We start from the raw sequence: 24956 nt of genomic DNA, 5'->3' as shown, positions 1-24956 counted from the left end.
GGTTATTCCTCGATCATCGATTGAGCCATGGCATCGCGAGCCGGCTGCATCAAGTACTGCAACAGCGTGCGTTCCCCGGTGATTATCAATACGTCCGCCGGCATCCCAGGCAACAACTTGCGCTCACCCAAGGTGCGCGCGCCCTCCTGGGTTACCCGAACCCGCGCCAGGTAATAGGCAGTCCCGGCCTTTTCGTTGACCAGCCGGTCAGCCGATACGCTGCTGACCTCGCCTTCGATCACGGGAGTGGTCGAGCTATTGAACGCGCCGAAGCGGATATCGGCACGCTTGCCGATGGCGACACGATCAATATCCACTGGCGCCACCTGGGCCTCGATGACCAGCTCGGAAACCGATGGAACAATATCCAGCAACGGCGTCGCCGGGCTCACCACACCACCAATGGTGTGCACCGTCATGCCAATCACCATGCCCGCGTCGGGTGCGCGGATGACGATACGACTGAGCCGGTCTTCCAGGGACGAGGTTTTCTCTTGCAGGTCGTACATCCGGGTCTGAACCTCGGCCAGCTCCTTGACCACCTCGGTACTGAAATCCTTGTCGATTTGCAGTATCTGCAGCTGAGTTTCGTTGATCTGCAGACGAGTCTTGTTAATAGCGGACCGGTGATCAGCCACCTCCGACCTGAGCATCCCCAGCTTGCGCTCCTGATCGAGCAGACGTTGTTTGTCAACGAACCCTTGCTTGAGCAGGTCGGTCAATTCAACGATTTCACCGCTGTAGGATTTCTCCAGATGAACCTTGGCACCAATCATCGCTTCCAGTCCCTTGATCTGTTGATTCAACTGGCCAATGCGCTCGCGTAACACCGCAATCTGGCCCAGCCGCGAGCCCTGCCGGGCGTTGAATACCTGCGTCTCGCCCTGACGCGCTTCCACTCCTCGCAGACTCTCGGAATCGGCTATCTCCCCAAAGCTGATCGCCGACAGTGTGTCGCGCTCGGCCCTGAGCCTTGCCTCCATGGCTCTGGTCGCAACCAGCTGACCTCGGGATATCTCGTATTCGAAGCGCAACTGGGCATCATCAAGAATGATCAGCGGATCACCACCCTTGACGATGTCACCGTCATGGACCAGTACCGCTTTGACGATGCCGCCTTCAGGATGCTGGACCGTTTTGCGGTAAGTCTGCACGGTGACCACCCCCGGCGCGTACGCGGCACCGTCGAGGGGCGCAAGCGCCGCCCAGGTGCCGAACAGGCCGAAGGTCACCCCAACAATACCAATGCCCAGGCGGCGTACTTTACGGTCGGATATCGGCAGGCCGGCGAAGCTTTCAATTTGACGACTGGGCATCGTAGGGTTCATCGGCATCACCCTTGCTGGTTTTGACCGAAGCCATGCTGGCGCCTGCCGACATGGCGTGCTTTTGTGCCTGCTGTCTCTGTGCGTTGAGTTCGGCGAGTACCTGCTCGCGTGGCCCGTAGAGACTGATAACCCCTGCGTTAATCACCATGAGTCGGTCAAGTTGCGACACGATGTTGGTTCGGTGGGTAATGACAAACAGGGTCGCGCCGGTCTGCTTGAGCTGCTGGATGGCTGCCACCAGGGCGCGATCACCGACTTCGTCAAGATTGGAGTTGGGCTCGTCGAGAATAATCAGCCGCGGGCTGCCATACAGGGCACGGGCCAGTCCGATGCGCTGGCGCTGCCCTCCCGACAGCATGAGGCCCTCGCTGCCAATGACGGTGTCGTAGCCATCGGGCAACAGCAAAATCATTTCGTGAACGCCAGCGGTCCTGGCAGCCTGAATGACTTTCGCCGAGTCGACCTCGGTGAAGCGGGCAATGTTCTCGCTGACACTGCCTTCGAATAGTTCAATGTCCTGGGGCAAGTAGCCTATATACGGCCCAAGTTCATGTTTGTCCCACGCGCTGATGTCAGCGCCATCGAGCCGGACCACGCCATACAGCGGCGCCCATACCCCTATCAGTGCCCTGGCCAGGGTCGACTTGCCCGCGGCACTTGGACCGATGATGCCGACAACGCAGCCGGCAGGTACGCTGAAACTTATGTTGTTGATGATCGGGGTTCTCGAGCCAGGTGCCGCGACGACCAGATTCTCCACCTGCACGTGCCCCTGAGGCGCAGGCAATGACATGCGTTCGGGCTGAGCCTGTTGTTTGTCGAGGATGTCGTTGAGACGGCCGTATTGCGAGCGAGCCGCAATAAAGCCCCTCCAACTGCCGATGATCAGATCGATGGGGGCCAATGCGCGCCCTAGCAGCACGGCCCCGGCAAATACCACGCCCGCCCCCACCTGATGGTCCACGGCCAGGTACGCCCCCAGGCCAAGAATCAGTGATTGCACCAGAATCCGGAAGGTCCTGGAAAGCGTGCTGACGATGGCACCTCTATCGCTTGCCTCGGCCTGCAGCAACAGGACGTTTCTTTGGCGAAGTCCCCAACGGTCCATCAGGGTTTCAAGCATGCCCATGGATTCGATGACTTCAGCGTTGCGCAGATTTTTCGTGGTGTAGAGCGTCGCGCCGATATGTTCCTTGTTCGCCTGGGCCAGCGCCGGCCCCGTCAGCCTCTCATTGATAAACGCGAGCAATAACAACAGCAGCGCACTGCCCGTCGCTACCCAGCCAAACCAGGGATGAAACATGAACATCACGGCGATGTAGATAGGCAACCAGGGTGCATCGAAGAAGGCGAACAAACCGTTACCGGAGAGAAATTGTCTCAGGCCCGTCAAGTCGTTGAGCGACTGGGCCGAGGCATCCATCCCGCCACTGTCCAGAGCCCGTTTGAAACTGGCCTTATAGACCTGGCGACTCAGCAACACATCCAGCCGGGTACTGACCCGAACCATGATGCGCGAACGGATCCATTCCAGGGAGCCGAGCGTGATGATCAGCCCGGTCATGATCAGCGTCAGCATTGCCAGGGTTGTCAGGCTTCCGCTGGCCATCACCCGCCCATACACCTGAAGCATATAGAAGGTAGGCACGAGCATTAGCGCGTTGATGAAAAAGCTGAAAAAACCGACAGAAATGAAGCTGTCTCTACAGGCTTTCAACGCATTTTTCAGGCTGTTTTCAGGTGTGCTTCGCATTGCAACCCCTGCTCGAAAAGCCATACCTCGTGGAGCTTAGATCATGCGAAACGACTGTGCGTAGCCATTGGCCGGATCGCTTCAACCCGCGGCAACGACTCGACGGTGAGGAGCGCAAGCGATCGGCGACGACGCCAGGATGCGCTATGACGTGCTGTCGCCCTTATCGCGGGGCTGATGAGAGGTTTGTGGTGCCGGTTACTGGCCAAATAGCACTTCGTCGTGCGCCCTCCTTCACTTATGGCAAATCCGATGGTCGGCACCGACAGGCCGTACTTCGTTGACCAGATCTCTCAATGAGTCTGCACGGTCCACGCCACAAGTCGGGCAACGATTGGGCGCACGACGAGCACGCAGACGAACGCCGAAGGCATTGCCACCTGGTACGCATTCATCACATTTTCCATGTAATGTTCGCCTATTCCGAATTCAGCGATTGTGATGACGAGACACATGAGAAACGCCATGATAGTGGCCATGTAAAGCGCAAAGACGTAAGGCGTCGCGTGTTTAGGCAAGCGAAAACGTGCAGTATTTCTAGCTGTTCTATCGGTCATCGATTTGAGCCTTGTCGATCTTGAGTGGCGAGAGCGGCTAACCTAGCAAGCTGCCGAACGCGCCGGTAGACGCGTGACGCTTGAATCATTCTTAAGAAAAATCAACGAATCGAGCAAGGGCACCCGATGGATATTCTTGGTTTGATCAATACCTATATCCGTGTGGTAGAAAACGGCAGCATCGCGGCGGCGGCCCGTGCCCAAGGCATGAGCGCTGCGGCGGTCAGCCAGAGCATCACGCGGCTCGAAGCCCACTTGGGCGTGCGCCTGCTCTCTCGTACGACCCGGAGCATGGCGCTCACCGAAAGCGGCACCCGCTATTTCGAGAAGGTGCGCCACATTCCGGGCGATATTGATCTCGCCTCGCAAGCTGCCACGGTCGAAACCAAGCCACATGGGTCGCTTTGCATCGCCACCACGGCGGCATTTGGTCGGCATGTACTCGCGCCATTAATGCCCGCATTCAAGGACGCCTACCCGCGCATCAACATCGAACTGATCAGTACGGATCGCAGCGTCGATCATCGGCTCGAGGGCGTCGACGTCAGCATCCGTATTGAAGCGCAGCTGAACGATCAGCTCATCGCCCGGCGTATCGCCTCGCGTCCTTTCGTGTTCTGCGCGTCACCCGCGTATCTCGACCGCGCGGGCATGCCGACAACACCAGAGGAGCTGAAGCAACACACTTGCCTTGTCTTTCGCTATCCAACTGATGGTCGTTTTCTGCCCTGGACCTTTGTACTCAATGGCAGCCGTTTCGAAGCCAAAGTCAATCCGGGCTTCGTCTGCGATGATATTGATACGATCGCGCAGATTGCTGTAAACGGCGGCGGGATCGCACGCCTCGCCAGCTTCGTCGCTCAGCCATTGATCGACAGCGGCCGACTACTGCCATTGTTCGAGTCGGGCAATCGCAATGCAGCTTGCGCAGAGCCTGAACCGATGCACATCTATGCCTGCGTCACCGAGCGATCGGCTTTGAATGCGAAGGTGCGCGCGTTCATCGATTTTCTTGAACGAGAGATGCAAAGCCAGTCGTATGGGCTCGCATAAGCGCTCTTTCTCTTGCGCAGTTCGGCACTCAAAACCAGACCATTAAAGGCTTGCCGTGACCCAACGAGCAGGGCTCACTCCTGAAACCGCACCCGATACCGCCCCGGGCTCTCCCCCGTCCATTTCTTGAACGCCCGATGAAACGCACTCGGCTCCTGAAATCCCAACTGTTCGGCAATATCGCTGATGCTCGCCTTGCTCTGGCGCAACCGTTCAAACGCCACCGCGCGCCGCACTTCATCCTTGATTTCCTGATACGAACAGCCTTCACTTCCCAGCTTCCGGCGAAAGGTGCTGGGGCTCAGGTGCTGCTCCAGGGCGAAGGCCTGCAAGGTCGGCCATTCGCTGTAATGGCTGTGGCGCAGGCGTTGATGCACCTGCGACGCCAGCCCATGCTGGTTGCGGAAGCGGATCACCAGCCATTGCGGTGCGGTGCGCAAAAACACTTTCAGCGAGGCAAGGTCTTGAACCACCGGCAGCCGCAGGTAGTGACTGGCGAACTCGATTTCGGTGCGTTCGGTGCCAAAGGTCAGGTTGGGGCCCCAGAGCATCGCATCATCACGCAGCGACAAACGCTGATGACGAAAGTCCGCACGATCAATCGGAATGCGCCGCCCGCCCAGCCAGCACAGCAGACTGATCATCAACACCAGAAACGTTTCTTCGCCCAACCGGCTGACCTCGCTGTCCTGCGAACGGGTCTGCAAGCTGATGACCGCACGCTTGCCTCGCACACTCAACGTGCCGCGAAAATCACGCAGGAACAGGGCGAAATTGGCCAGGCACTGACGCATGGCCTTTTCCAGCGTCGGCTCCTGAATCAATGCCCGACAGATCAAGGCAAAACTGCCCGGCGGCATACCATGGGAGTCCAACTGGAAAAATTCGTCGTTCAACTCACGAATCTGCACCAGCCATAACGCGGCGAACGCCGTGGCCGGCACCCGTGCCGTCGGCTGATCCAACAGTGCCGGATCAATGCCCACCTGTTCAAGTACTGCCCGCAGACGCTGCGGTTTTTCGCGCAGCGCATGGATCATGGGGTACATGAAGTAAACCGCCACCGAATCCGTTTCTCGCATTTGAATGCCTCTCTCATCACATCTGAACATGGCAAAAAACGCCATCACCCTTGAACAGTTTTGGCATAGGCCAGTGGCGCTGCTGATTCTAGACTCGTGCCCAACAAAAAAGACCTATTCAGAGAGCCAACATGAACCATTCCGATATTTTTGTAGTGAGCGCCGTCCGTTCTGCCATCGGCGGCTTTGGCGGTTCACTCAAGGATGTGTCGCCTATTCAGTTGGCAACCGACGTTTGCCGCGCCGCTATCGAACGATCAGGCCTGGCGCCCGAGCACATCGGCCATGCGGTGATGGGACATGTGATCCCGACCGAGGCGCGCGATGCCTACATCTCCCGGGTCGTAGCGATGAATGCCGGCCTGCCGAAAGAGACCCCCGCCTTCAACGTCAACCGCCTTTGCGGTTCGGGTTTGCAGGCGATTATCAGTGCCGCGCAAAGTTTGATGCTGGGGGATGCGGGCGCTGCGCTGGCAGGTGGCGTCGAGTCCATGAGCCGAGGCGCGTACTTGTTGCCGCAGGCGCGCTGGGGCGCACGAATGGGCGACATGCAGGCCGTCGACTACATGCTTGGGGCGCTGCAAGACCCGTTTGCCGGTTTCCACATGGGTATCACCGCTGAAAATATCGCCGAGCACTATGGCATCACGCGCCAGACCCAAGATGAATTGGCGCTTCTCAGCCAGCAGCGTGCTGCCCGGGCGATCGCCGAAGGGCGTTTTGCCGGGCAGATCGTGCCGATCGAAATTGCGACCCGCAAAGGGACGGTTTCGTTTGCCACGGATGAGCACGTACGGGCCGAGGTCAATGCCGAGCAATTGAGCCGCATGAAACCCGCCTTCAAAAAGGACGGTAGCGTCACCGCCGGCAACGCATCCGGCCTCAATGATGGTGCCGGCGCACTGATCATGGCCACAGGCCAAACTGTTCAGGAACAAAACCTCAAACCTATGGCCCGACTGGTGGGTTATGCCCATGCAGGCGTTGAACCTTCGATGATGGGGCTGGGACCGATTCCCGCCACCCGCCTGGTGCTCAAGCGCGCCGGTCTGACCGTTGCCGACCTTGATGTGATCGAGTCCAACGAAGCCTTTGCCGCCCAGGCCTGTGCCGTAGCGCAAGAGCTGGGCTTCGATCCGCAGAAGGTCAACCCCAACGGTTCGGGCATCTCGCTGGGCCATCCGGTGGGCGCCACTGGCGCGATCATCGCCACCAAAGCCATTCACGAACTGCATCGCTGCCAAGGTCGTTATGCCTTGGCGACCATGTGCATCGGCGGCGGCCAAGGCATCGCCGTGTTGTTCGAGCGGGTTTGATAAGGACATGCGCATGAATCTTCAGAACATTGGCGTCATCGGCGCCGGCACCATGGGCAATGGCATCGCGCAAGTCTGCGCCGTGGCCGGCTTCAACGTGACCTTGATCGACATTTCCGAGAGTGCCTTGAAAAAGGCAATCGCGACCGTCGATAAAAACCTCGATCGGCAGGTCGCCAAAAACACGCTGACGCACGAGCAAAAGCTCGCCGCCCTCGACAAGATTCGCACCAGTACCGATTACAACGGCCTGCAAAACGTGCAGATGGTGATCGAAGCCGCCACCGAAAACCTCGACCTGAAACTGCGCGTGCTGCAACAAATCGCCGCGCAGGTCAGCGCCGACTGTGTGATCGCCTCGAACACGTCGTCGCTGTCCATTACTCAACTCGCCGCCAGCGTCAGCCAGCCTGAGCGTTTCATCGGCCTGCACTTTTTCAACCCGGTGCCGGTAATGGGCCTGATTGAAGTGATTCGTGGCCTGCAAACCAGCGATGCCACCCACGCCCTGGCGCTGGACATGGCGACCACACTCGGCAAAACCGCAATCACCGCGGGCAACCGTCCGGGTTTCGTGGTCAACCGGATTCTGGTGCCGATGATCAATGAAGCGATCCTGGTGTTTCAGGAAGGCCTGGCCAGCGCCGAAGACATCGACGCCGGCATGCGCCTGGGCTGCAACCAGCCGATCGGCCCGCTGGCGTTGGCGGACCTGATCGGCCTGGACACCGTGCTGGCCATCCTTGAAGCCTTCTACGACGGCTTCAACGACAGCAAATACCGCCCCGCTCCGCTGCTCAAGGAAATGGTCGCCGCCGGTTACCTGGGACGCAAAACGGGGCGCGGTTTCCATGCCTACGCCTGAGCGTTGCTCGCGCTTCGCCGAATACCGGGATAAGGTGCTGGAGCTCTTTGCCAGCAAGGGTTTCGGTCAGGTCGGCATGCGTGAGCTCGCGACCTGCCTGGGGCTCGCCCCGGGCTCGCTGTATCACCATTACCCCAGCAAACAGCACATGCTGCTCGACCTGATCGAGGAATTTTACGAAGAGCTGCTCGCCACTCTGGGACGCATCGAACAAACGGCCCCGGCAAAACGCGACAGACTCAACCAATTGATCCGCGCGCACCTGAATCTGCATCAGGAAATGCCCTGGCATTTTCGTCTGGTGGAGCGCGACGGCGGCTGCCTGAATGAAGAGCAACAGGAACGGGTCCGGCAACTGCGCGAGCAGTACGAACGCAAGTTGCTGCTGATGCTCGGCATCCGACTCCGACTCAGTGAGCAGGGCCGGATGGCCGCAAGTCATGCCATTGCCGCCTTGCTCAACAGCGCGCCCAGTTGGCTGACGCACTATTCGCTGGATGAACAAGAGCGCGATAACCTGATGGAAAACATGGTGAGTGGCGCCATCGAGCGGTTGCTGGCACCAAAACGCACACATGAGACGATAAGCGCCCGACGCCCGGAACCAGATAAGGATAGTGATCCGAAAGGAAGTGACGAACATCGCCCTCGCCATTCAGAGTTCCGTGAAAATGGACGATCTTCGCGTCGTGCGTAAAGGACTAGATCGATGATCTTTAGGGAAGAAACTCATCTTTGCCTCCTGTGCTTGACGGCACCGGGCACTCGGCTTCTAGAACAAGAAATACAGGAGAATTTGTCATGGGACGTGCGAGTTGCATGTGTACTATTACGACAGACTAGTCATTCCCTGAAACACAGAGGGGCCTATTCGCATCCTGCCCGAGGTCTGAGCCTCGGACATGCGAATAACGTATATATCCCAAGGTATGGCAGCCTTCTATAAAGGCTCGGCTGTCTGGATAAGCGAGTTCAACACCAGCTTTATCTCAGAGGCCGGATCTTTATGTCCTTGCAGTATCAAACCTTCCGACAAAGCGGTGAAAGTCCTTGCAAGATCGGCATACGCCAAAGGAGGCTTCTTGCCTGCATGATTAAATATGATGGTAATCAGCTTGCCCAAGGCTTCACTGTTTTCCTGATGCAGATCGTAGTAATGCTTTGAGAACTCTTCATCGCGCAAGGCGATTAGTTGCAGCTCAGCATCAAGAATCGCACAGCTGGTGTTATTTTTAAGCGTGTCAATATAGGCATTCAATCCATGGGTCAACTCTTCCGATGAATACCCCGAAGTCAAAGTAACACTCAACCGATTTATTTCAACTCCCTTAAACCTCTGAGTCAACTGCAGAAGCAAGTCCGCCTTACTTGTAAAGTTTGAAAAGAAGGCGCCCTTCGAAAAACCGGCCTCCTCGGAAATAGCGTTGACGCTGGCGGCGTGAAAGCCTTTTCTCACCATAAGCTCAGTGGCAGTATCGAATAATTTGTCTCTTGTTACTTGCTGACTTTCTTCTCGACCTAATCTCTTTTTAATCACGCCTCGGCTCCTTTGGCCAAACAAAAAATCTATTTGTAACTGAATGGAACATATCTGACACACTCACTGCACAAAACCTGTATTAACTATCATATCTTATACCAGACCTTATTAATAACTTTGTGTATAAACTTTTAAGGAGTGCCATGTAAATGCCATGCATCGGGCCGACGGGAGGGGGAACTCCAGATGGGCTGCATCGATGATTTTTCGTGCCTTGTGACTCCCCCAGGAGGCAATCGAGGGGTGACTGACATGTCTTGCGATGACCTTGATCCGCTCGATCCGGGTGAATGCCTGCTGTCGACAACGCTCTAAACCGCTGGATCTTCGTATTTTTGGTCGGGGTTCAAGGACGTCAACCTTCCGGCGCCATTAAATACCGCTTGATTTTCAGATACCGAATGGTTTTTACTTGCCGCCGTTGATGCAACCAACGCCTGATCAAAGATCGAGCCCGGTGACATCAATCTCAATGCAGCAGAAGGTTACCCCACAGGAGCTGGATTTTAATGGAATATGCCTTTGTTACAGGCGCTACAGGCCTGCTCGGTAATAATGTGGTTCATGCGCTTTTAAAGCGAAATATCAAAGTAAAAGCGCTGGTTCGCTCCATCGAAAAAGCCAAGAAGCAGTTTGGCAACCTGCCTGTTGAACTTGTCGAAGGCGACATGCTCAATGTCGATGCCTTCAGTCATGCCTTGCAAGGCTGTGATGCCTTGTTTCATACAGCTGCCTATTTCCGCGATAGTTACAAAGGCGGAAAGCACTGGCAGAAACTGTATGACACTAATGTGACGGGGACCGAGCAATTATTGCAAGCCGCTTATGCCGCCGGTATTCGTCGTGCAGTCCATACCTCCTCGATTGCGGTGTTGAAGGGCGATAGAGATCAAGTGATCGATGAAACAATGTCTCGCAGTGAATTGGAGGCTGACGATTACTACTTGAGTAAAATATTGTCTGAACAAAAAGTTCAGGAATTTCTGTCACAACACCCGGACATGTTTGTCGCCATGGTATTGCCAGGCTGGATGTTTGGCCCCGGTGATATCGGCCCCACCTCATCAGGACAGTTCCTGCTCGACTTTGTCGGAAAAAAATTGCCCGGCGTACTGCCTGGAAGTTTTTCCGTTGTCGATGCCAGAGATGTGGCGGAGCATCAACTTGCGGCAATCACACACGGCAGATCCGGAGAACGCTACCTGGCAGCCGGCAATCACATGGACATGAAAAGCATTTTCCAGGCGCTCGCCAGTGTCAGCGGCGTAAAAGCGCCCGAGCGCAAAGTGCCACTATTCATGCTGCGTGTCATTGCGTTGATCTATGAAGGTTATTACCGGATCACAAAAAAACCGGTACTCATCAGTACCTCCACTGTCAAACTCATCGAGCAAGAACAAGGGCGCACCCATTTTAGCCATAACAAAAGCTTAAATGAGCTGAAGTGCAAGTTCCGCCCCGTAGCTGAAACATTGACCGATACCCTGGACTGGTATCGGAAAAATAACTACATAGATGCCTAATTGAAACAATTCATATATAGCCTGCCTCTGTAGTACTTTTTTGTCTAACCATAAATTCAAGGATTGAGAGAGGTTGGTAAATGAAAAGCCTTTCATATAAAGAAGGTTTTCTGCATCGGTTCGTCGGTTTTTCAAAGTCTTTCCCCGACCACATTGCTATCCGAAATCTGGATGCGGAAGAAGATACCGTCACTTACCGCGAGTTGCGAATAAAGGCTGAAGAGTGCAATGGCACCCTCACAGCATTGGATGTATTGCCGGGCGACAAAGTAGCGCTTGTTCTACCTAATGGGGTGGAGTTCATCGCTTACTATCTGGCGATCATCGGGCGCGGTGCGGTTCCGGTCATTCTCAACTACAAACTGACGTCATTCGAAATGACCAGCGTCATCAGCCTTGCCAGGCCGACGCTGGTCGTGACGACCGAAACGCTGTTCGAACAGCATAGCGAGACATTTCAGCCTGCCTACGGCGTTCGTCACTCCTTGGTGTTGAACGCCGGAAGCGAGCCGTCATCGCCCCTGCCCGACAACGCAACGGCGGATTCTCGGCTTCCACGACAGACCGAGCCCTTGTTATTGCCCGAAGGTAATCCGATTGTCTCGGTACAGTTCACCTATCGGGGCATCGGTAAACCTCTGGCCGTTTCTCACCGCTACCTTGACCTGACGCAATCGAGCGATGGGTTGCATGAGCAGTTTCATCTTCAAGGCGTCGGGTCCGTTCATCTGGTGACGCTGCCGCTGTATGCCATCTTCGGACTGTCCGTGATGATGGTTTTTCCATTGAGCGTGGGCGCCACCCTGCTAATGACCAACACCCTGCTCAATAGGGATCTGGCAGAAGTCTTGTCTGAGCATAAGGTCACCTTTGCCTGCCTGGTGCCCGACGTCATTCGCTACTTCAATACGCGACTGGCCAAACGCAAAGGCGCGCTTTTGCCGATGCACCCACAACTGATGATTTATTCGGGTGGCAGCCATTTACCGGCGGACGAAGCCGAGAAACTGGGCAGGCTGCTGGGCTGCAATCCGGTGCTGCAAGGCTATGGTTTGACCGAGAGCATGCCGGTGATCGTCCAGAGCTCGATTGGCAAGGTCCATCGCGGCGCCATGGGCCAACCGATTAGTGGCGTAGAACTGCGGGTTATCGATGCCGAGGGGCGGGATGTCGCACCTGGACGTATTGGCGAACTGCTGATTCGCGGCTCGATGGTGATTGACGGCTATAACGACGCAGAGGACGCCAATGCCCGGTTCTTCCGTGATGGCTGGCTACACACGGGGGATCTGGTCTGGCGGGACGACGATGGACATGTGTTCTTCTATTGCCAACGCCTGCGAATCTCGAAGATCAAAGCGCAAATGGTCGACCTGACGGAAATCGAATCCATTGCCCTGAAGCATCCGGACGTGGTGCGCGCGAAAGCTTACATCGTCCCGGACAACAAGGAGGTCAACGTACTGCACCTGTGCGTTGAAGGGAGCGGCGGCCTGACCCAGAGCGCTATCTCTACCCTGCTCTCGCGCTACCTCTCGGGCTTCAAGTTGCCCAAAACTATCGAGATCATCTCTCTCAAGGAAGAGATTCATGCAAGCTAATGGCACACAACCGGTACTGGCCGTTTTTGACTTTGACGGCACATTGACCGACAGACATACGTTCTGGCGCTACATGCGTTTTATCGTGGGCACCAAATCGTTCTGGCTCAGGATCATTCCCCTGCTGCCCAAAATGCTCAGTGTGATCCTTGGCATCACGCCGTTGATGCAAGCCCGACTGGCGTTCATCGCCTGTTATCTGGGCGGACTGTCAGTAGAGCAAGAACGCGAGCATGCCAAGTATTTCATTAGCGAGCAGCTACCGCTCTGGCTCAGGCCCGAGGCCCTGCGCCGGCTGCAATGGCATCAGTCCATGGGACATGTCACTGCGCTGGTCAGCAATTCGCCGGAAAACTACCTGATTCCCTGGGGTCAGGCAGCGGGTTTTGACTATATCTGCGGCACCCGCCTGGCGACTTCGAAGAACAAACTGACCGGAGGGATCTCAGGTACCAACTGTGTTGAGAGAGAAAAAGTCACACGGCTCAAAGGCTGTCTGAGCAATCTTGATGACTTTTACATTTATGCCTACGGAGATTCATCAGGTGACGATGCTCTTCTCGGCATTGCCAACTCTCCCTTCTACAGAAACTGGTACTGACAGATGAACACGCTGAGCACTTTGGCCCCCAAGCACTTCAGGCAACCCGGTAACACCCCGACAGTTATGATCGTAGGCGCCGGCCCTATTGGCCTGTCCCTGGCAATCATGCTGAAAAAGTGGGGCGTCTCTTTTCGCATTATTGAAAAGAATGCCGGCCCCTCGACCGCTACCAAAGCGATGGCCATCCACTCCAGAACCCTGGAAATTTTTCGAGATCTGGGCGTTGCCGATCAGGCCATCAGCGACGGGTTCACTATCAACCAGTTTTCGGTGCAGTCGAACGCCAAACGGGTACTGAACTACAACTTCTCCAACCTGGATGCTACCTATCCCCTACTCCTCAGCCTGCCACAACCGCAGACAGAGAAGATTCTGCTCGAGCGACTGAATACGTTGGGAGCAGATGTTGAGTGGAATACCGAACTGGTCGATATAGAAAACCAGCCGGGATCGGTACAGATGACGCTTCATCATGCGGACGGCAGCGACGAATCCTTTTCCAGTCGTTGGGTGGTCGCGTGCGACGGAGCTCGCAGCAACATTAGAAAACGTCTTGATATGACCTTCGAAGGATCGTCCTACGACCGATTCTTCATGCTCGCCGATGCCGATATCGAGTGGTCTGGTAGTAAGGACGAAGGCGCTTTCTTCCTCGGTGCACAGGACGGTTATGTGGCGGTCGCGCCAATCAGCGACCAATCCCGTTATCGACTTTTCATCGAGATGCCCTACAACCTGCCACCAGAAGGTGAGCGCCCTTCCTTGAGTCTGGAGAACTTTCAGCGGTTGTGCGAAGGACGCGGGCAAAAGATGACGCTGTCCAATATTTCATCGACCACCATCGCCTCTTTTCAACATCGCCGCGTGCAGTCAATGCAGCAAGGCTCCGTGTTTCTGGTAGGCGACTCGGCGCATATCGGCAGCCCGATCGGTGGGCAATGGATGAACCTGGGGGTTTCCGAAGCCTATAACCTGGCGTGGAAAATGGCCTATGTCGATCAGGGCCTGGCGGACCCATCATTGCTGGAGAGCTACAACGAAGAGCGCTACCCGGTTGCCCTGGAAGTCGAGAACACGGCACACCGACTGACCGGACTGATTACCGTCAAGCATCGCGCCCTCGTTTGGCTGCGCGACAATGTTCTGCCATTGCTGAGCAACAGGCGCAAGGTTCAGCGCAAATTGCCCTCGATGATTTCCGGTCATCAGTACCACTACGGCAAAAGTGATTACATTCAAGAATCGCTGACGAAAAAGCAGCGCAAGAACTGGAACAAAAAAGGCAAGAAACCCGAATTTCAGGCCTCTGTGCCTCGCGCAGGTCAACTGGCTCCCGATGTCGAGTTGTGGCAACTGCAAGGCATGCCACCAAAACGCTTGATCGACTTGTTCCACGGAACGTTCACGTTGTTGATTTTTAGCGCCGCCGATCAGTTTTCACCTTTATTACCGGGCTATTACTCGCTGGCCGAGTCGGTGGAGAAGGACTACCCGGGCATCAAGGCTTATTGCGTTATTGATGCACTGAATAGCACCGAGTTGCCTTCCTGGCACTCGACATTGCTGGACCCCGATTGGCGGTTGCACAAGCGTTACCATGCCAAAGAGGGCACGTTGATGCTGATTCGTCCTGATGGCTACATCGCTTTCCAGGGGGCTGATGCAATGACGCTCTTCACTTATCTGAACGTAAGATCCGGGCTGCTCAAGGGCGCCAAAAAAACAACATCTTCCGAGATCGACGCAGTGCAACTCCAACTTTAAGTCTCTATATGGCTACTGCCAGTTTGGTTCATTGATTTACACAAGGCCCACCCGTGGGCCATGACTTTTGATTTCTTATTCATAGAAAACATATACCGACTTTGGTTAGGAGAACCTCATGCGCTTCCAACTCAACGATGTTGTGCAGGAATTCATCGTGTCCAATGGAAAAATAGCTCATAGCTATTTCTCTCTTTCAGAAAAGATCATTGATTCACTTTGCGAATCCAATGTAGCAAAAGAATCAATATTGATGCGTCTGCTGGAGCAGGCCGAATCTGTCACGGCACATTACTTCAATGCTCATCAACAAGTTCTCGAGGGCGTTTATGCCCACGGGATTGAAGCCCCCGTCAATAAAAACCTTCCGGTGCTGGAACCCGTGCACTCGAACCCGGTAATACAGGCAGCGGCGCCCGTTGCCGAACAAACACCTGCACTCAGTTACGGGCAATGGTTGCGCGCCGAAATAAGCTCCGTCACTGGATTCAAAAAAGAACAAATCGACTTTGATCAAAGTTTCGAGAGTCTGGGCATCGACTCTCTGGGGTTGGTCGATATTTTCGAATCCCTGGCCCAGCACTTCCCGGAAAAGAAAGAGCTCACCTCACTGCTCTTTGATGCCCCCACCCCTACCGCCTTGCTGGCGCGGCTTGAAGCCAATCCGCAGGCGCCTGGCATGGATATCGAAGCATGGGTACTTGAGCAACTGGCGAATATCACCGGTTTTACGGTTGACCAGATCGACCAAAAGCAAAGCTACGAAAGCCTGGGCCTGGACTCCCTGGTGCAGCTGGACTTCCTTGAGTCGGTTGTCGCATTGTGGCCGCAACTCAAGGCCAACAGCACTGAGCTGGCCAACGCCAAGTTCCCGCAGGAAACAATCACCCTTATTAAAGCCGCCCTGGCCACCCCTGAGTCGACATCAACACTCTCCACCGAAGTGCAATCACCTGCCACAACGGACTCCCAAGGGCAGATAAGCGATCTGCTTTTCAACTCCCTGTCACCCCTGATCCCGGACGCGCCACAGTCGATCGACATTGAGACGCCCTTTGCACAGTTGGGGCTCAACGGTTTCGCCCGAGAAACACTCTGCCAATCAATGGCGCAACAGTGTTCCGCCAGCGAGTTTGCCGGTGAAGCGCTGATGTCGCGTCGTACGCCGCAGGACGCCTTGTCGCTTCTGACAAGACTGAGCTGAGCACTGAGCCGCGGTAAAAAAATGGCATGGAATCCGGGTGATCGAACAGATCACCCGGCATTTGGCAATCAGGAGATAGGGTATGAGTGGCGCGGTAACGACAGAGGGCGATTTTTGCTTCAGCGCAATGGCTGGCGAGTTTCCCGGGGCACCGTCAACGGATGCGCTTTGGCACTTGCTCTGCGAAGGACAGATCGCTCCTGTCAATTCGATGCTGACACGCTGGGAACTGAATAAGGCGTCAATCTATTCAGCAAAGGCAGGAGAAAAGGATCGCGTTTACCTGGACAGTGCTTTTTGCCTGACCGATGACCTATCAATCCCTTCAAGGCATGAAGGACGGCAGGTCGCCATCGGTAAGAAAGTTCTCCAGACTCTCCTCGCCCAGCTTGCCGGACAAGGCTCGGCACTGATCAAGGAACGCACCGCATTGGTGGTCGCGACGTCCTGGAGTGACGAGAGTTATTTCGTCACAGGAATGTCCGAAAAAGCCGATGCACCAAGGGGCCATTCATTCCAAGGCTATACGCCGGGTGAACAAGTTGCTGAACTGGCAGCAGCTTTTGCCTTCGGTGGCCCGGCGTTATCGGTAGACACCGCCTGCAGTTCGTTCCCCTATGCAATCGATATGGCTAAGGCCCTGATCAATAGCGGACAGGCGGATAACGCGATTGTCATGGCACTGAACACCGTGCTGCCACCGGCGCTGTTTCTGGGGTTCTCGCAGTTGACCGCCTTTTCCTCCCGGGCCCAAATGCAGGCGTTCGGCCAGGACGCTGACGGCATAGTGCCGGGCGAATGTGCAGTCGCCTTTCTGGTCGAACCCCTATCCCAGGCGCTGATTGCGCAGCGCCGCCCACTGGGCGTTTTGCGGGCATTGGGACTTTCCGCCGATGGCGCCGAAGGCTCAGTGTTTGCGCCTGGCAAACAGGCCCAGTACACGGCTTACCAGCGTGCCTATGTCGGTCTTGATCCCAATGATGTGGATTACATCGAGACCCATGGCACCGGTACACCGCTGGGTGATGCGACAGAGCTGGGCTCATTGAACAGCTTCTTTGCCCCCCACCGCACAGACGACAAAAAAATCACCATCGGTTCGATCAAGTCCGTCATCGGTCACCCGCTGGCCGCCGCCGGAGGCGCTTCGCTCGCCAAGGCGTTGATGATCTTGCGTCACAAAGGTATTCCGCCTCAGCCCGACTACCGTCCCAGCGCAAAAGTCGACGAGACCTGCCTGCAACTGGCCACAGAGCAGGTACAACCCCTTGCTGATCGTCAGTCGGCAATCCGGGTAGGCATCTCCAGCTTTGGTTTTGGCGGCGCCAATGCGCATCTGGTGGTGGATGAATACATTCCCGACAACCACCCTGCCGCCCCCCTGGCCGTCCCTTTAGCCGCCCCCGGCGTGTTGATGCTGGACCTGGCCATTGTCGAGGCTGAAGCGGCGATTGGCAGTCATTGCTCATTGCAGTCATTCAAGCAACAGCTCGATCAGCCAGCAGCACCCTCCGTCATTTTCCCTTATGGGCGCTTCGTTGATTACGCCGCTGCGCCAGCTCAGCCTTTACTGGGAAAATTCCTGGCGCAGGATCGCGTCATCGACATCGACGGTTTCGGCATGGGCCCCAAGCCTCTGGCCCATGTCGATCCGTTCAAGCTGTTGATCACCGATCGCGTCAACCATTTACTGCGACGCTTGCCGTCGGGTGTGGCCGGCTCATCCGGCACTGCGATGGTCATGTGCTGCAACATGGGTGGCGAACGCTTCAGCAATGCGTATAGCAGCGCTCACAACTTCTACGGCCAGGCTCAAGGCATGCCACCGGGCGTGGAGGTGACGGACGTGGCAACCATGTTGCCGAATATGTTGTCCGGCTACCCGGCGCAGATTTTTGACTTCAAGGGTTTCCATCAAACACTGGTTGGCACCCCGGGTTTGTTCTGGCAAACCTTGCTGGCATCCCGGCAATGGTTCAAGGAGGGCATAACCACTCTCTTGCTCGGTGCAGGACGCTTTATCAGTGCTGAAATCGAGATCGAACGCGCCCGACACTCGGCGACCGTGCAAGGTGAAGGACTGGGGCTGATTGCGCTGCGTCCTTATCAACCGGATTCCAGCGACAAACCTTTGCTGGTGATCCGCGCAGCGGTCCTCGCCCATGCCGCGAACTCGCTGGATGAGGCTTGCCAACTGCTGGGCAAAGAGCGCGGTCATTACCAGAACATTGAAGTCTGCGAGCTGCAGCCTGATGCGACTCATGCAAGCGGATCACTGCAAGAGATTACCGGCTTCCTGGCTGAAGCCAGCGGCATCGAAACCCTGCTGGCGGTGATGTTGAGTGCATCGGCTCACACGGTGATCGAGGTTCGCGAAGCCGGCAAGGCAGTGATGTGGTTATTTACTGAAAAGCTTCAGGAATGGAGCCCGGCGGCGGCCGAAACCACGCCTGCCATCAAGCATCCCTTCACATTGCGCTTTGCTCACTCGGCACCCCACGAACTGCAGCAGGTCATCGCGCCTGCTCGCCCTGTCAGCCTTGTCCGCGAGGCTCAACACGACGGCGTCGACGTGCTGCAACTCAGCGACATGCTGACCAACACCCTCCTCGCAGGGCTGCGTGTCAGAGTTCGCGCCATGGAGGGCCTTTTCACCCTGCACCGTGGCGCTGAAGTCCAGCGCCCGGCGCACTGGCAACGTTGCCCGGAAAACATCGTGATCGCCAACGTCCAGCGAGGCCCTCAGTCACTGCAGGCCCAGCTTGTGGTGAATGAAGCGCACCCTTACTTCTTCGATCACCCGCTTGATCACATCCCCGGCATTTTATTGCTTGAGGGTGTGTTGCAACTGATTGAACTCGCCATGCCACCATTAAGTGGACGAGTCGCCTATGTCAAAACCCTGACTATCAAGTTCCAGCAATACGTACAAAAGCAGGGTGTGATTGATCTGCATCTGGAACACGGCGAAGACCCCCAGGTATTCAATGCGAAGGTCATGCAGGCCGGAAAGCTGATGTGCACCTGCATCCTTGGGATGGCCTACAGCTCGGCGTTCGAGACATTGCCCGCCGGCGAGTTCACGGCCACTCGCTGCCGCGACAAGGCCTTGCTGCACAAGGCCAGAGAAGAAAACGTCATCGTCAGTGACATGAGCGGCATCGCTCAGGGCTTGAGCGTGGACACGCTCAAGCTGCCGGATGAGCACTTCTTCCAGGAAGGCGACCCCGAGCACTATTCGATGGTGTATTTCCTCGAAGTTGCCCGCCAGTGCTACATGCAGATTGCCCACAGCTATCTGCGGATTCCACTCAAGACCCCGATGAACCTGCTGGCCTTGAGTTTCACCCTGGATCGGCCAATCCCCAGGAGCAGTCCGCTGTCATTGGCACCGCAAGCCGGTTTTGACGCGCAACATCAGCCGTTCAAAACCAACCGCATCTATATCGACCTGTTCAACCGGGGCGAAAAAATCGGTCAAGCCAGTATTACAGCTCAAGTGCTGAGTCAATCCGTACCCGCAGCCTGAGACATTGAATTGATCCCACTCTCCAGCATGACCGTGCCCCCAACAATCAAGGTGTCGCCGTGAACGATGTCAAAGTGCAAGTCATAGTCAAATCGCCGCCCGCTGAAATATGGAAGATCTGGAGCAATTTTTCAGAAGCGCCGTTATGGGATACCGACGTCAGCCATTGTGAACTCAATGGCCCGTTTCAACCTGGGACGCGAGGCAAATGCATCCTCAAAAATGGCCTGAACATGCCGTTGAAACTAGAGGCGGTGAGTCTGCATGAAAGCTATCGGAACACGGCAAGACTGCTTTGGATCGACCTTGAATTCGATCACCAGATGCGCAGGCTTTCCCCGAATGAAACCCAGGTCATCCATAGCGCGAAGATCTCTGGCCCCTTGAGTTTTTTATACCGTGGGCTGCTACGCAAAATGCTGACCGCGGCAATGACCACCGCACTGGGCAACCTGTGCACTTTGGCTGAACAACGAGCGAATGCCATCAGTACCCCAGGGCTCGAAAAACCTGGAGCGCATTTGCACCGAGTATGAAATATCCCGGGAGGAGAGTGTTGAACGCTCGCTCCCGAACACGCTTCGCTTACTTATCGATAACGGCACACTTCGGACCGAGCATGAACCTACTAAAAAAACCTCAGTATCTCGTGATGGGCGTCATTGGCATGGGTTTTATCGCCCCGGAGTCCAGTTCCGCCGACACGCTCGGCCCCTACATCAGTGTCATGGGCGGCCTGAACTGGGTTGCTCCGCAGGACCTTAACCAGAACAACCTCGATTTTGTCGAGATGGAGTTCAACCAGCCGTTACACTCCGGCTTCGCCACCGGACTGGCATTGGGCTGGCGATTTCCCATCGGGCTCAGACCTGAAGTGGAAATCAGCTACCGTAAAAACACCCTGACCCAGTTCAATAACCGGGTCTACGAAGGCGGCGGGAGCATCGACGGTAAAGGCGAAGAAGAAGCCACCAGCCTGATGGCCAACCTCTGGTATGACGTCTTGAACCTGCCAGCACCCTTCAGCCGGTTCACCCCCTATATTGGCGGCGGTCTGGGCTACACCACCCTGACGGTCAGTGGCCTGGAAGCCGGCGGCGTCCAGTTCGGCGGCACCCATCGCGACACCGTATCGGCCTTTCAACTCGGAGCCGGGGTAGGTTTCGAGCTCACCGATCAATGGTCCTTGTCCATGGATTATCGATACCTCAAGACTCGCGATGCGCACTTCGGTGACATTCAGGGCCTGCCCCAAGGCGATGTGAGCACTGACTATAGCGCCCAGTCATTAATGCTCGGCCTGCATTATTGGTTCTAAGCGGTACACAGATCGGCGCCTTGCAAGGCGTCGCTACGACAAGCCGGTGAAAAGCTTCGGCGCAGAGTCTCACCGGCTTGCGCCCTATGTCAGAGAGAATTAAACAGGTTCGACACATCTCGCCGTTGTAAGCGCCCCCACGACGTCAATCTAGCGCACCACCTCCAAGACTCAACACCTGTAAATCACATCGATGCTGAAGCCTGTGAAGAAAGTACTGGTTTGACCGCAATGGCTGAGTTGACTACTTTGGTGAGTTAAAGGAAATCATCTCGTGCGACAAGGAGTGTCGACAATGTACCCGTCCGTTCGTTCGTCTTTTACCTTGGCCTGGACTCTGCCCCTGGCGTTCTGTGCGGTTGCCGCCCAGCCGCCGCTCGATCCGCTGCAGACCCTGAACCGCATCAACCACAACTACAACACCCTCAAGGACGCTTGCCAGGAACCCGATACCGGTGCCGCACGCGGTCACTACTACTGCAGCGGCGTGACCTTGCGCATGGTCAACGACGGCCCCTTCAACCCCTGGGACTACAGCCCCTACGCGATCAAGATCGGTGCGACCTCCTACTCCTGGATCCGCAAGGACCTGAGCACCCGGATTCTCATCCACCCGGCCGGTTTCATCCTGCGCACCCCAACCGATGCGGCGGCCTTGAGCCTGCCGGTCAAGGAGCAGGGCTGGACCTGCATCTACGCCTTCGATGGCGGTACCGGGCCGGAGCGCAAGTGGTACGGTTGCGGCTTCTTCGACAGCCGCGAGCCACCGCGTGCGGCCCAGAGCGCGATGAACAATCGCAACTCCGCCCTCGCCTACGGCACCTGCGCGGAAGCCTCGGTGAGCACCGCCGAGCAATGGACCCAGAAATACACCGGGCTGATGAAGGGACCGATCCAATACAGCCAGTGCTCCTGGAACGCGGAAAAACCCAGCGACTGGAACACCATGATCCGGGTCCACGAGTCCCGGCCGAACACCACTCACAAGGATCCCTTCGCCTTCAGTGCCCAGGTCAACGAGTTCATGTTGAAGAATGCCTCGGCGACCAACGATGGCAGCGAAAACATGAAGTACATCGATGCCTTCATCTACAACGTCAACAGCACGCAGAACTTCGCCACCCGCGGTGATCAGGCACCACCGAAACCGGAAGACGGCCTGAACAGCGCGCGCAACTTCCAGAAGAAACTCCAGGCCCAGGGCTACAGCGTGCCGATCCTGCGGCTGGACTTCACCAAGCCTGCGGAGCAGCGTTTCAGCTATGTCGCCGCCGACCAGGCGATAGACCTGACGGTTGCCGGTGGTGCACAGCCAATGCCGGCTGCGCCTGCGCCCAGCTACATCGCTGCAGCCACTTGGGTCAAGCGTTACGACCCGGGCACCCGCAAGGACGAATGGACCTTGAGCGTGGTGCCCACAGCGGCTGGCCGCGCCTTGCCCAACGAGCAGGCCGGGGCTTTGTACAACCAGCTGTTCGCCCTCAAGGGCGCGGATAGCAACTGGCGCGACAATGAAAATTCCGTCGGCAGCATGCGCCAGCAATTGAACTGCGTGCTGGTCAACTACCGCAGCAAGACGCCGTGGAATCTCGAGCCTTTCAGGCCTGCGTTATCTGACAGCGAGACCCGGGCCGCAGGTTGCAACCCAATCCTGCGTTGAATGGCCGGAGTGCTGTGGCGCCCTCGCCCGAGGGCGCTGCCGTTGTCTGCGCAAGGTCGCGCAAGTCGTCGGCGAAAGAGGCCGGCGCGTGCAGCGAACCATTGTGTTTTTTGTATCACCGGCATGGACGCCCGCGCCGGCTATCGGCTCCAACCACAAGGAAGTAGCGCCATGAAAAAACGTCTGAACAGGATCACTCCATTACTCATATTTCCGTTGCTCTTGCAAACGACATTGGCCAACGCCGAATCATGCGAGGAGACGCTGAAACGGGTTGAAACGTTGTACAACAACACAGTCGATAGTTGCAGGCAGGATCCGGCGTCGGACTGTTCGGGGTTGTTGGTCAGGGGCACTCACCGAGCCAACCCGGCGAAGGGGGAGAAATGGGATGTATGGAATCCAAGCCCGAAAGCCAAGGAGTTGGGTACTTTTGCCGCTTCCTGGATGCGTGCCGATGGCATCAGCTATGAAGATCCTGGCATGAGTACTCAGAACGGCTACCTCATTACCCCGATAGATCAAGTACGCGATCCAGAGACTCCGGTGCATGTCTACTGTGCGTTTCCTAACGACGCCTGGACCGATTTTCGAGATGACCGAGGCTGTGGCAACAATAAGAACACCAGCCAGACAGAGGCAGTATGCCAGGCCATGGCGCCGCCTATCACTAGCGCTAACACCTGGGTCGCGCATTTCACCAGGTTCAACAACGACAGGAAGCAGGACCAGTTGCAATGTGGCTTCAATATGCGCAACCCCATGAGCAGCAAGGATCGGGTAGACGCTTTTCGAAACTTTATGGGGGCTCGGCAAGTCATCAACACCCGTGAGTTTCAAACCCAGACAGAATTCCGCCTGGGTAACCCGAAAGATGACGAACTACCGATTCTGGCCTTTTTCTACAGCGATCAACGTGGTTTGAATGATGCTTTGGCCAATCAGCGGGACTATAAAAACAAGACAGGAAAGGATCGCAACGTCATCAAGATTGATTTTCCAAGAACGCCGGTTAGCAAGGCCACCTTCTCCTGCGCCAGAACCACGCCTCCACCCACGCAACAATTTTGTGACAAGTACATCGAGTCAAGCACCTGGTTACGACGCGACGATCCGAAACTCGGGCCCGACACGTGGTCACTTGAGGTAGTGCCCACCGCTTGCGGCCGCGCTATCAAGGACGATCAGACCGACAGAATGTTTGCTGAGTTGTACAACAAGCACAAAAACGATGAGCAATGGAGGCAATACAGCGTCAATGGTGGGTCAATCCGCCGGCAAATGGTTTGTCATCTGGCGGCAACCTTCGACGGCAAGCCTGTCAGGAACAAGCCCGAGTGGAACCTCGAACCGAAGCGGCCATACGTCGACCAGGCCAAGGCCATAGCGCAACACTGTAATCCTTACTGAGGCTTTTGAGCGGCAAACCCGATCTGCCGATACCCCTGGTATCGGCAGGTTGCATTTTTTACACCAGCATTTGTCCTATCCTTCATCCACCCAACAACTCTGGACATCGAAATGCCCGCCCCCGAATCCACCCTCCTCCAGAGCTGGCACCACAACGCCCACTTTTGGATCGAGGCCATCCGTGCCGGCACCATCGAAAGCCGCCTCAAGGTCACCGACCAGGCAATCCTGCTGGCGGTGCTAGGCCGTCAACCCGAGCGCGTGCTCGACCTGGGCTGCGGCGAGGGCTGGCTGTTGCGGGCGCTGGCTGAACGGGCCATCACGGCGGTCGGTGTGGATGGCGATGCGACGCTGGTCGACGCGGCGCGGTCGTCGGGCTCTTCGCCGGTGCATTTGGCGAGTTATGAAGAGTTGGTGGAGGCGAAGGTGGACATCGGCAGCAACTACGACCTGATCTGCGCCAACTTCGCCCTGTTGCACCAGGACATCATCCCTCTGCTCGCCGCCATGAACGCCCTGCTCGCCCCTCGCGGCGCGCTGGTGATCCAGACACTGCATCCGTGGACCGCGGCGGCGGGTGACTATCAGGATGGTTGGCGGGAAGAGACCTTCACTGGGTTCAAGGGGCAGTGGCAACCCATGCCGTGGTACTTCCGCACGTTGTCCAGTTGGCTCAATGCTCTGGACATGGCCGGTTTTCAGCTGGCCGGCCTGCAGGAGCCGCAGCACCCGCAAAGTCCTGTGCCGCAGTCGTTGCTGTTGGTGGCTGAGCAACGGGGTGATTGCGATTAACCCGGGGCAAGCCCTAATGCCAGTCAGTTAAGGGAAAATCGGACCTGTAGGAGCCAG

The 24956-nt window shown here is 56.4% G+C and carries 20 protein-coding genes; 15 read left to right on the top strand and 5 right to left on the bottom strand.

All coding sequences use genetic code 11. The features are described 5' to 3' along the window. Positions 1 to 2 precede the first annotated feature (2 nt). The 3 genes from TU81_RS02175 to TU81_RS02165 all read right to left on the bottom strand — a co-directional run bounded on the left by TU81_RS02175 (position 3) and on the right by TU81_RS02165 (position 3638). On the bottom strand, positions 3 to 1316 hold the full coding sequence (locus TU81_RS02175) for an HlyD family type I secretion periplasmic adaptor subunit (RefSeq protein ID WP_048393094.1): 1314 nt from the start codon (positions 1314 to 1316) through the stop codon (positions 3 to 5). Then, positions 1297 to 3081 carry a type I secretion system permease/ATPase gene (locus TU81_RS02170; protein WP_048393092.1) on the bottom strand — a complete coding sequence of 595 codons (1785 nt, stop codon included), beginning with the start codon at positions 3079 to 3081 and terminating at the stop codon, positions 1297 to 1299. Before TU81_RS02170 ends, TU81_RS02175 begins: the two co-directional genes overlap by 20 nt. Positions 3082 to 3374: 293 nt before the next feature. Beyond that, entirely contained in the window at positions 3375 to 3638 is a 264-nt protein-coding gene (locus tag TU81_RS02165; protein ID WP_038983041.1) for a DUF2798 domain-containing protein, read from the bottom strand. Between the two features lie 126 nt (positions 3639 to 3764). Here TU81_RS02165 and TU81_RS02160 point away from each other — a divergent pair, with 126 nt between their 5' ends. Beyond that, a complete protein-coding gene (locus TU81_RS02160; protein WP_038983040.1) occupies positions 3765 to 4691 on the top strand; it encodes a LysR family transcriptional regulator in 927 nt (308 codons plus the stop codon). Between the two features lie 74 nt (positions 4692 to 4765). On the opposite strand, the gene TU81_RS02155 is transcribed toward TU81_RS02160, so the two are convergent. Next, the gene (locus tag TU81_RS02155) at positions 4766 to 5773 is read right to left on the bottom strand and encodes an AraC family transcriptional regulator (RefSeq protein ID WP_048393090.1); all 1008 of its coding nucleotides are present in this window, start codon (positions 5771 to 5773) and stop codon (positions 4766 to 4768) included. A 131-nt stretch (positions 5774 to 5904) separates the two neighbouring features. On the opposite strand from TU81_RS02155, the gene TU81_RS02150 reads away from it, so the two are divergent. From TU81_RS02150 to TU81_RS02140, 3 genes are read left to right on the top strand one after another with little or no spacing between them, the layout of a single operon-like run. Next, complete coding sequence (locus tag TU81_RS02150; protein ID WP_048393089.1) at positions 5905 to 7089, top strand: acetyl-CoA C-acyltransferase family protein; 1185 nt, start codon at positions 5905 to 5907, stop codon at positions 7087 to 7089. Between the two features lie 13 nt (positions 7090 to 7102). Then, on the top strand, positions 7103 to 7954 hold the full coding sequence (locus tag TU81_RS02145; protein ID WP_038983037.1) for a 3-hydroxybutyryl-CoA dehydrogenase: 852 nt from the start codon (positions 7103 to 7105) through the stop codon (positions 7952 to 7954). Further along, entirely contained in the window at positions 7941 to 8651 is a 711-nt protein-coding gene (locus TU81_RS02140; protein ID WP_231983784.1) for a TetR/AcrR family transcriptional regulator, read from the top strand. Before TU81_RS02145 ends, TU81_RS02140 begins: the two co-directional genes overlap by 14 nt. Before the next feature lie 243 nt (positions 8652 to 8894). Here the strand turns inward: TU81_RS02140 and TU81_RS02135 are convergent, their stop codons facing one another. After that, on the bottom strand, positions 8895 to 9491 hold the full coding sequence (locus TU81_RS02135) for a TetR/AcrR family transcriptional regulator (RefSeq protein WP_038983036.1): 597 nt from the start codon (positions 9489 to 9491) through the stop codon (positions 8895 to 8897). Positions 9492 to 10003: 512 nt separating this feature from the next. Between TU81_RS02135 and TU81_RS02130 the strand changes: the two genes are divergently transcribed. The 11 genes from TU81_RS02130 to TU81_RS02080 all read left to right on the top strand — a co-directional run bounded on the left by TU81_RS02130 (position 10004) and on the right by TU81_RS02080 (position 24899). Further along, positions 10004 to 11017 carry an SDR family oxidoreductase gene (locus TU81_RS02130; protein ID WP_048393087.1) on the top strand — a complete coding sequence of 338 codons (1014 nt, stop codon included), beginning with the start codon at positions 10004 to 10006 and terminating at the stop codon, positions 11015 to 11017. An 80-nt stretch (positions 11018 to 11097) separates the two neighbouring features. Continuing rightward, positions 11098 to 12618 (top strand): class I adenylate-forming enzyme family protein, encoded by a 1521-nt coding sequence (locus TU81_RS02125; RefSeq protein WP_048393084.1) that lies wholly within the window; start codon positions 11098 to 11100, stop codon positions 12616 to 12618. Then, a complete protein-coding gene (locus TU81_RS02120) occupies positions 12608 to 13219 on the top strand; it encodes an HAD-IB family hydrolase (RefSeq protein WP_038983033.1) in 612 nt (203 codons plus the stop codon). Before TU81_RS02125 ends, TU81_RS02120 begins: the two co-directional genes overlap by 11 nt. A gap of 3 nt (positions 13220 to 13222) precedes the next feature. Beyond that, positions 13223 to 14986: an FAD-dependent monooxygenase gene (locus tag TU81_RS02115; protein WP_048393081.1), complete on the top strand. Its 1764-nt coding sequence runs from the start codon at positions 13223 to 13225 to the stop codon at positions 14984 to 14986. 118 nt (positions 14987 to 15104) lie between these two features. Further along, a complete protein-coding gene (locus TU81_RS02110; protein ID WP_038983031.1) occupies positions 15105 to 16190 on the top strand; it encodes an acyl carrier protein in 1086 nt (361 codons plus the stop codon). 82 nt (positions 16191 to 16272) lie between these two features. Beyond that, positions 16273 to 19719: a polyketide synthase family protein gene (locus TU81_RS02105; protein WP_048393078.1), complete on the top strand. Its 3447-nt coding sequence runs from the start codon at positions 16273 to 16275 to the stop codon at positions 19717 to 19719. Positions 19720 to 19778: 59 nt separating this feature from the next. Beyond that, entirely contained in the window at positions 19779 to 20255 is a 477-nt protein-coding gene (locus TU81_RS02100; RefSeq protein ID WP_038983029.1) for an SRPBCC family protein, read from the top strand. An 83-nt stretch (positions 20256 to 20338) separates the two neighbouring features. Further along, on the top strand, positions 20339 to 21037 hold the full coding sequence (locus TU81_RS02095) for an outer membrane protein (RefSeq protein ID WP_038983028.1): 699 nt from the start codon (positions 20339 to 20341) through the stop codon (positions 21035 to 21037). A 295-nt stretch (positions 21038 to 21332) separates the two neighbouring features. After that, on the top strand, positions 21333 to 22697 hold the full coding sequence (locus tag TU81_RS02090) for a DUF2599 domain-containing protein (protein ID WP_048393072.1): 1365 nt from the start codon (positions 21333 to 21335) through the stop codon (positions 22695 to 22697). A 171-nt stretch (positions 22698 to 22868) separates the two neighbouring features. Then, the gene (locus TU81_RS02085; RefSeq protein WP_048393070.1) at positions 22869 to 24107 is read left to right on the top strand and encodes a DUF2599 domain-containing protein; all 1239 of its coding nucleotides are present in this window, start codon (positions 22869 to 22871) and stop codon (positions 24105 to 24107) included. A 111-nt stretch (positions 24108 to 24218) separates the two neighbouring features. After that, positions 24219 to 24899: a class I SAM-dependent methyltransferase gene (locus TU81_RS02080; RefSeq protein WP_048393069.1), complete on the top strand. Its 681-nt coding sequence runs from the start codon at positions 24219 to 24221 to the stop codon at positions 24897 to 24899. The last annotated feature ends 57 nt before the right edge of the window (positions 24900 to 24956 follow it).

The organism is Pseudomonas lini (assembly GCF_001042905.1).
Classification (GTDB): Bacteria; Pseudomonadota; Gammaproteobacteria; order Pseudomonadales; family Pseudomonadaceae; genus Aquipseudomonas; species Aquipseudomonas lini.
Note: the sequence above shows the minus strand (reverse complement) of the source record. Positions and strands in the feature narration are given on the sequence as shown.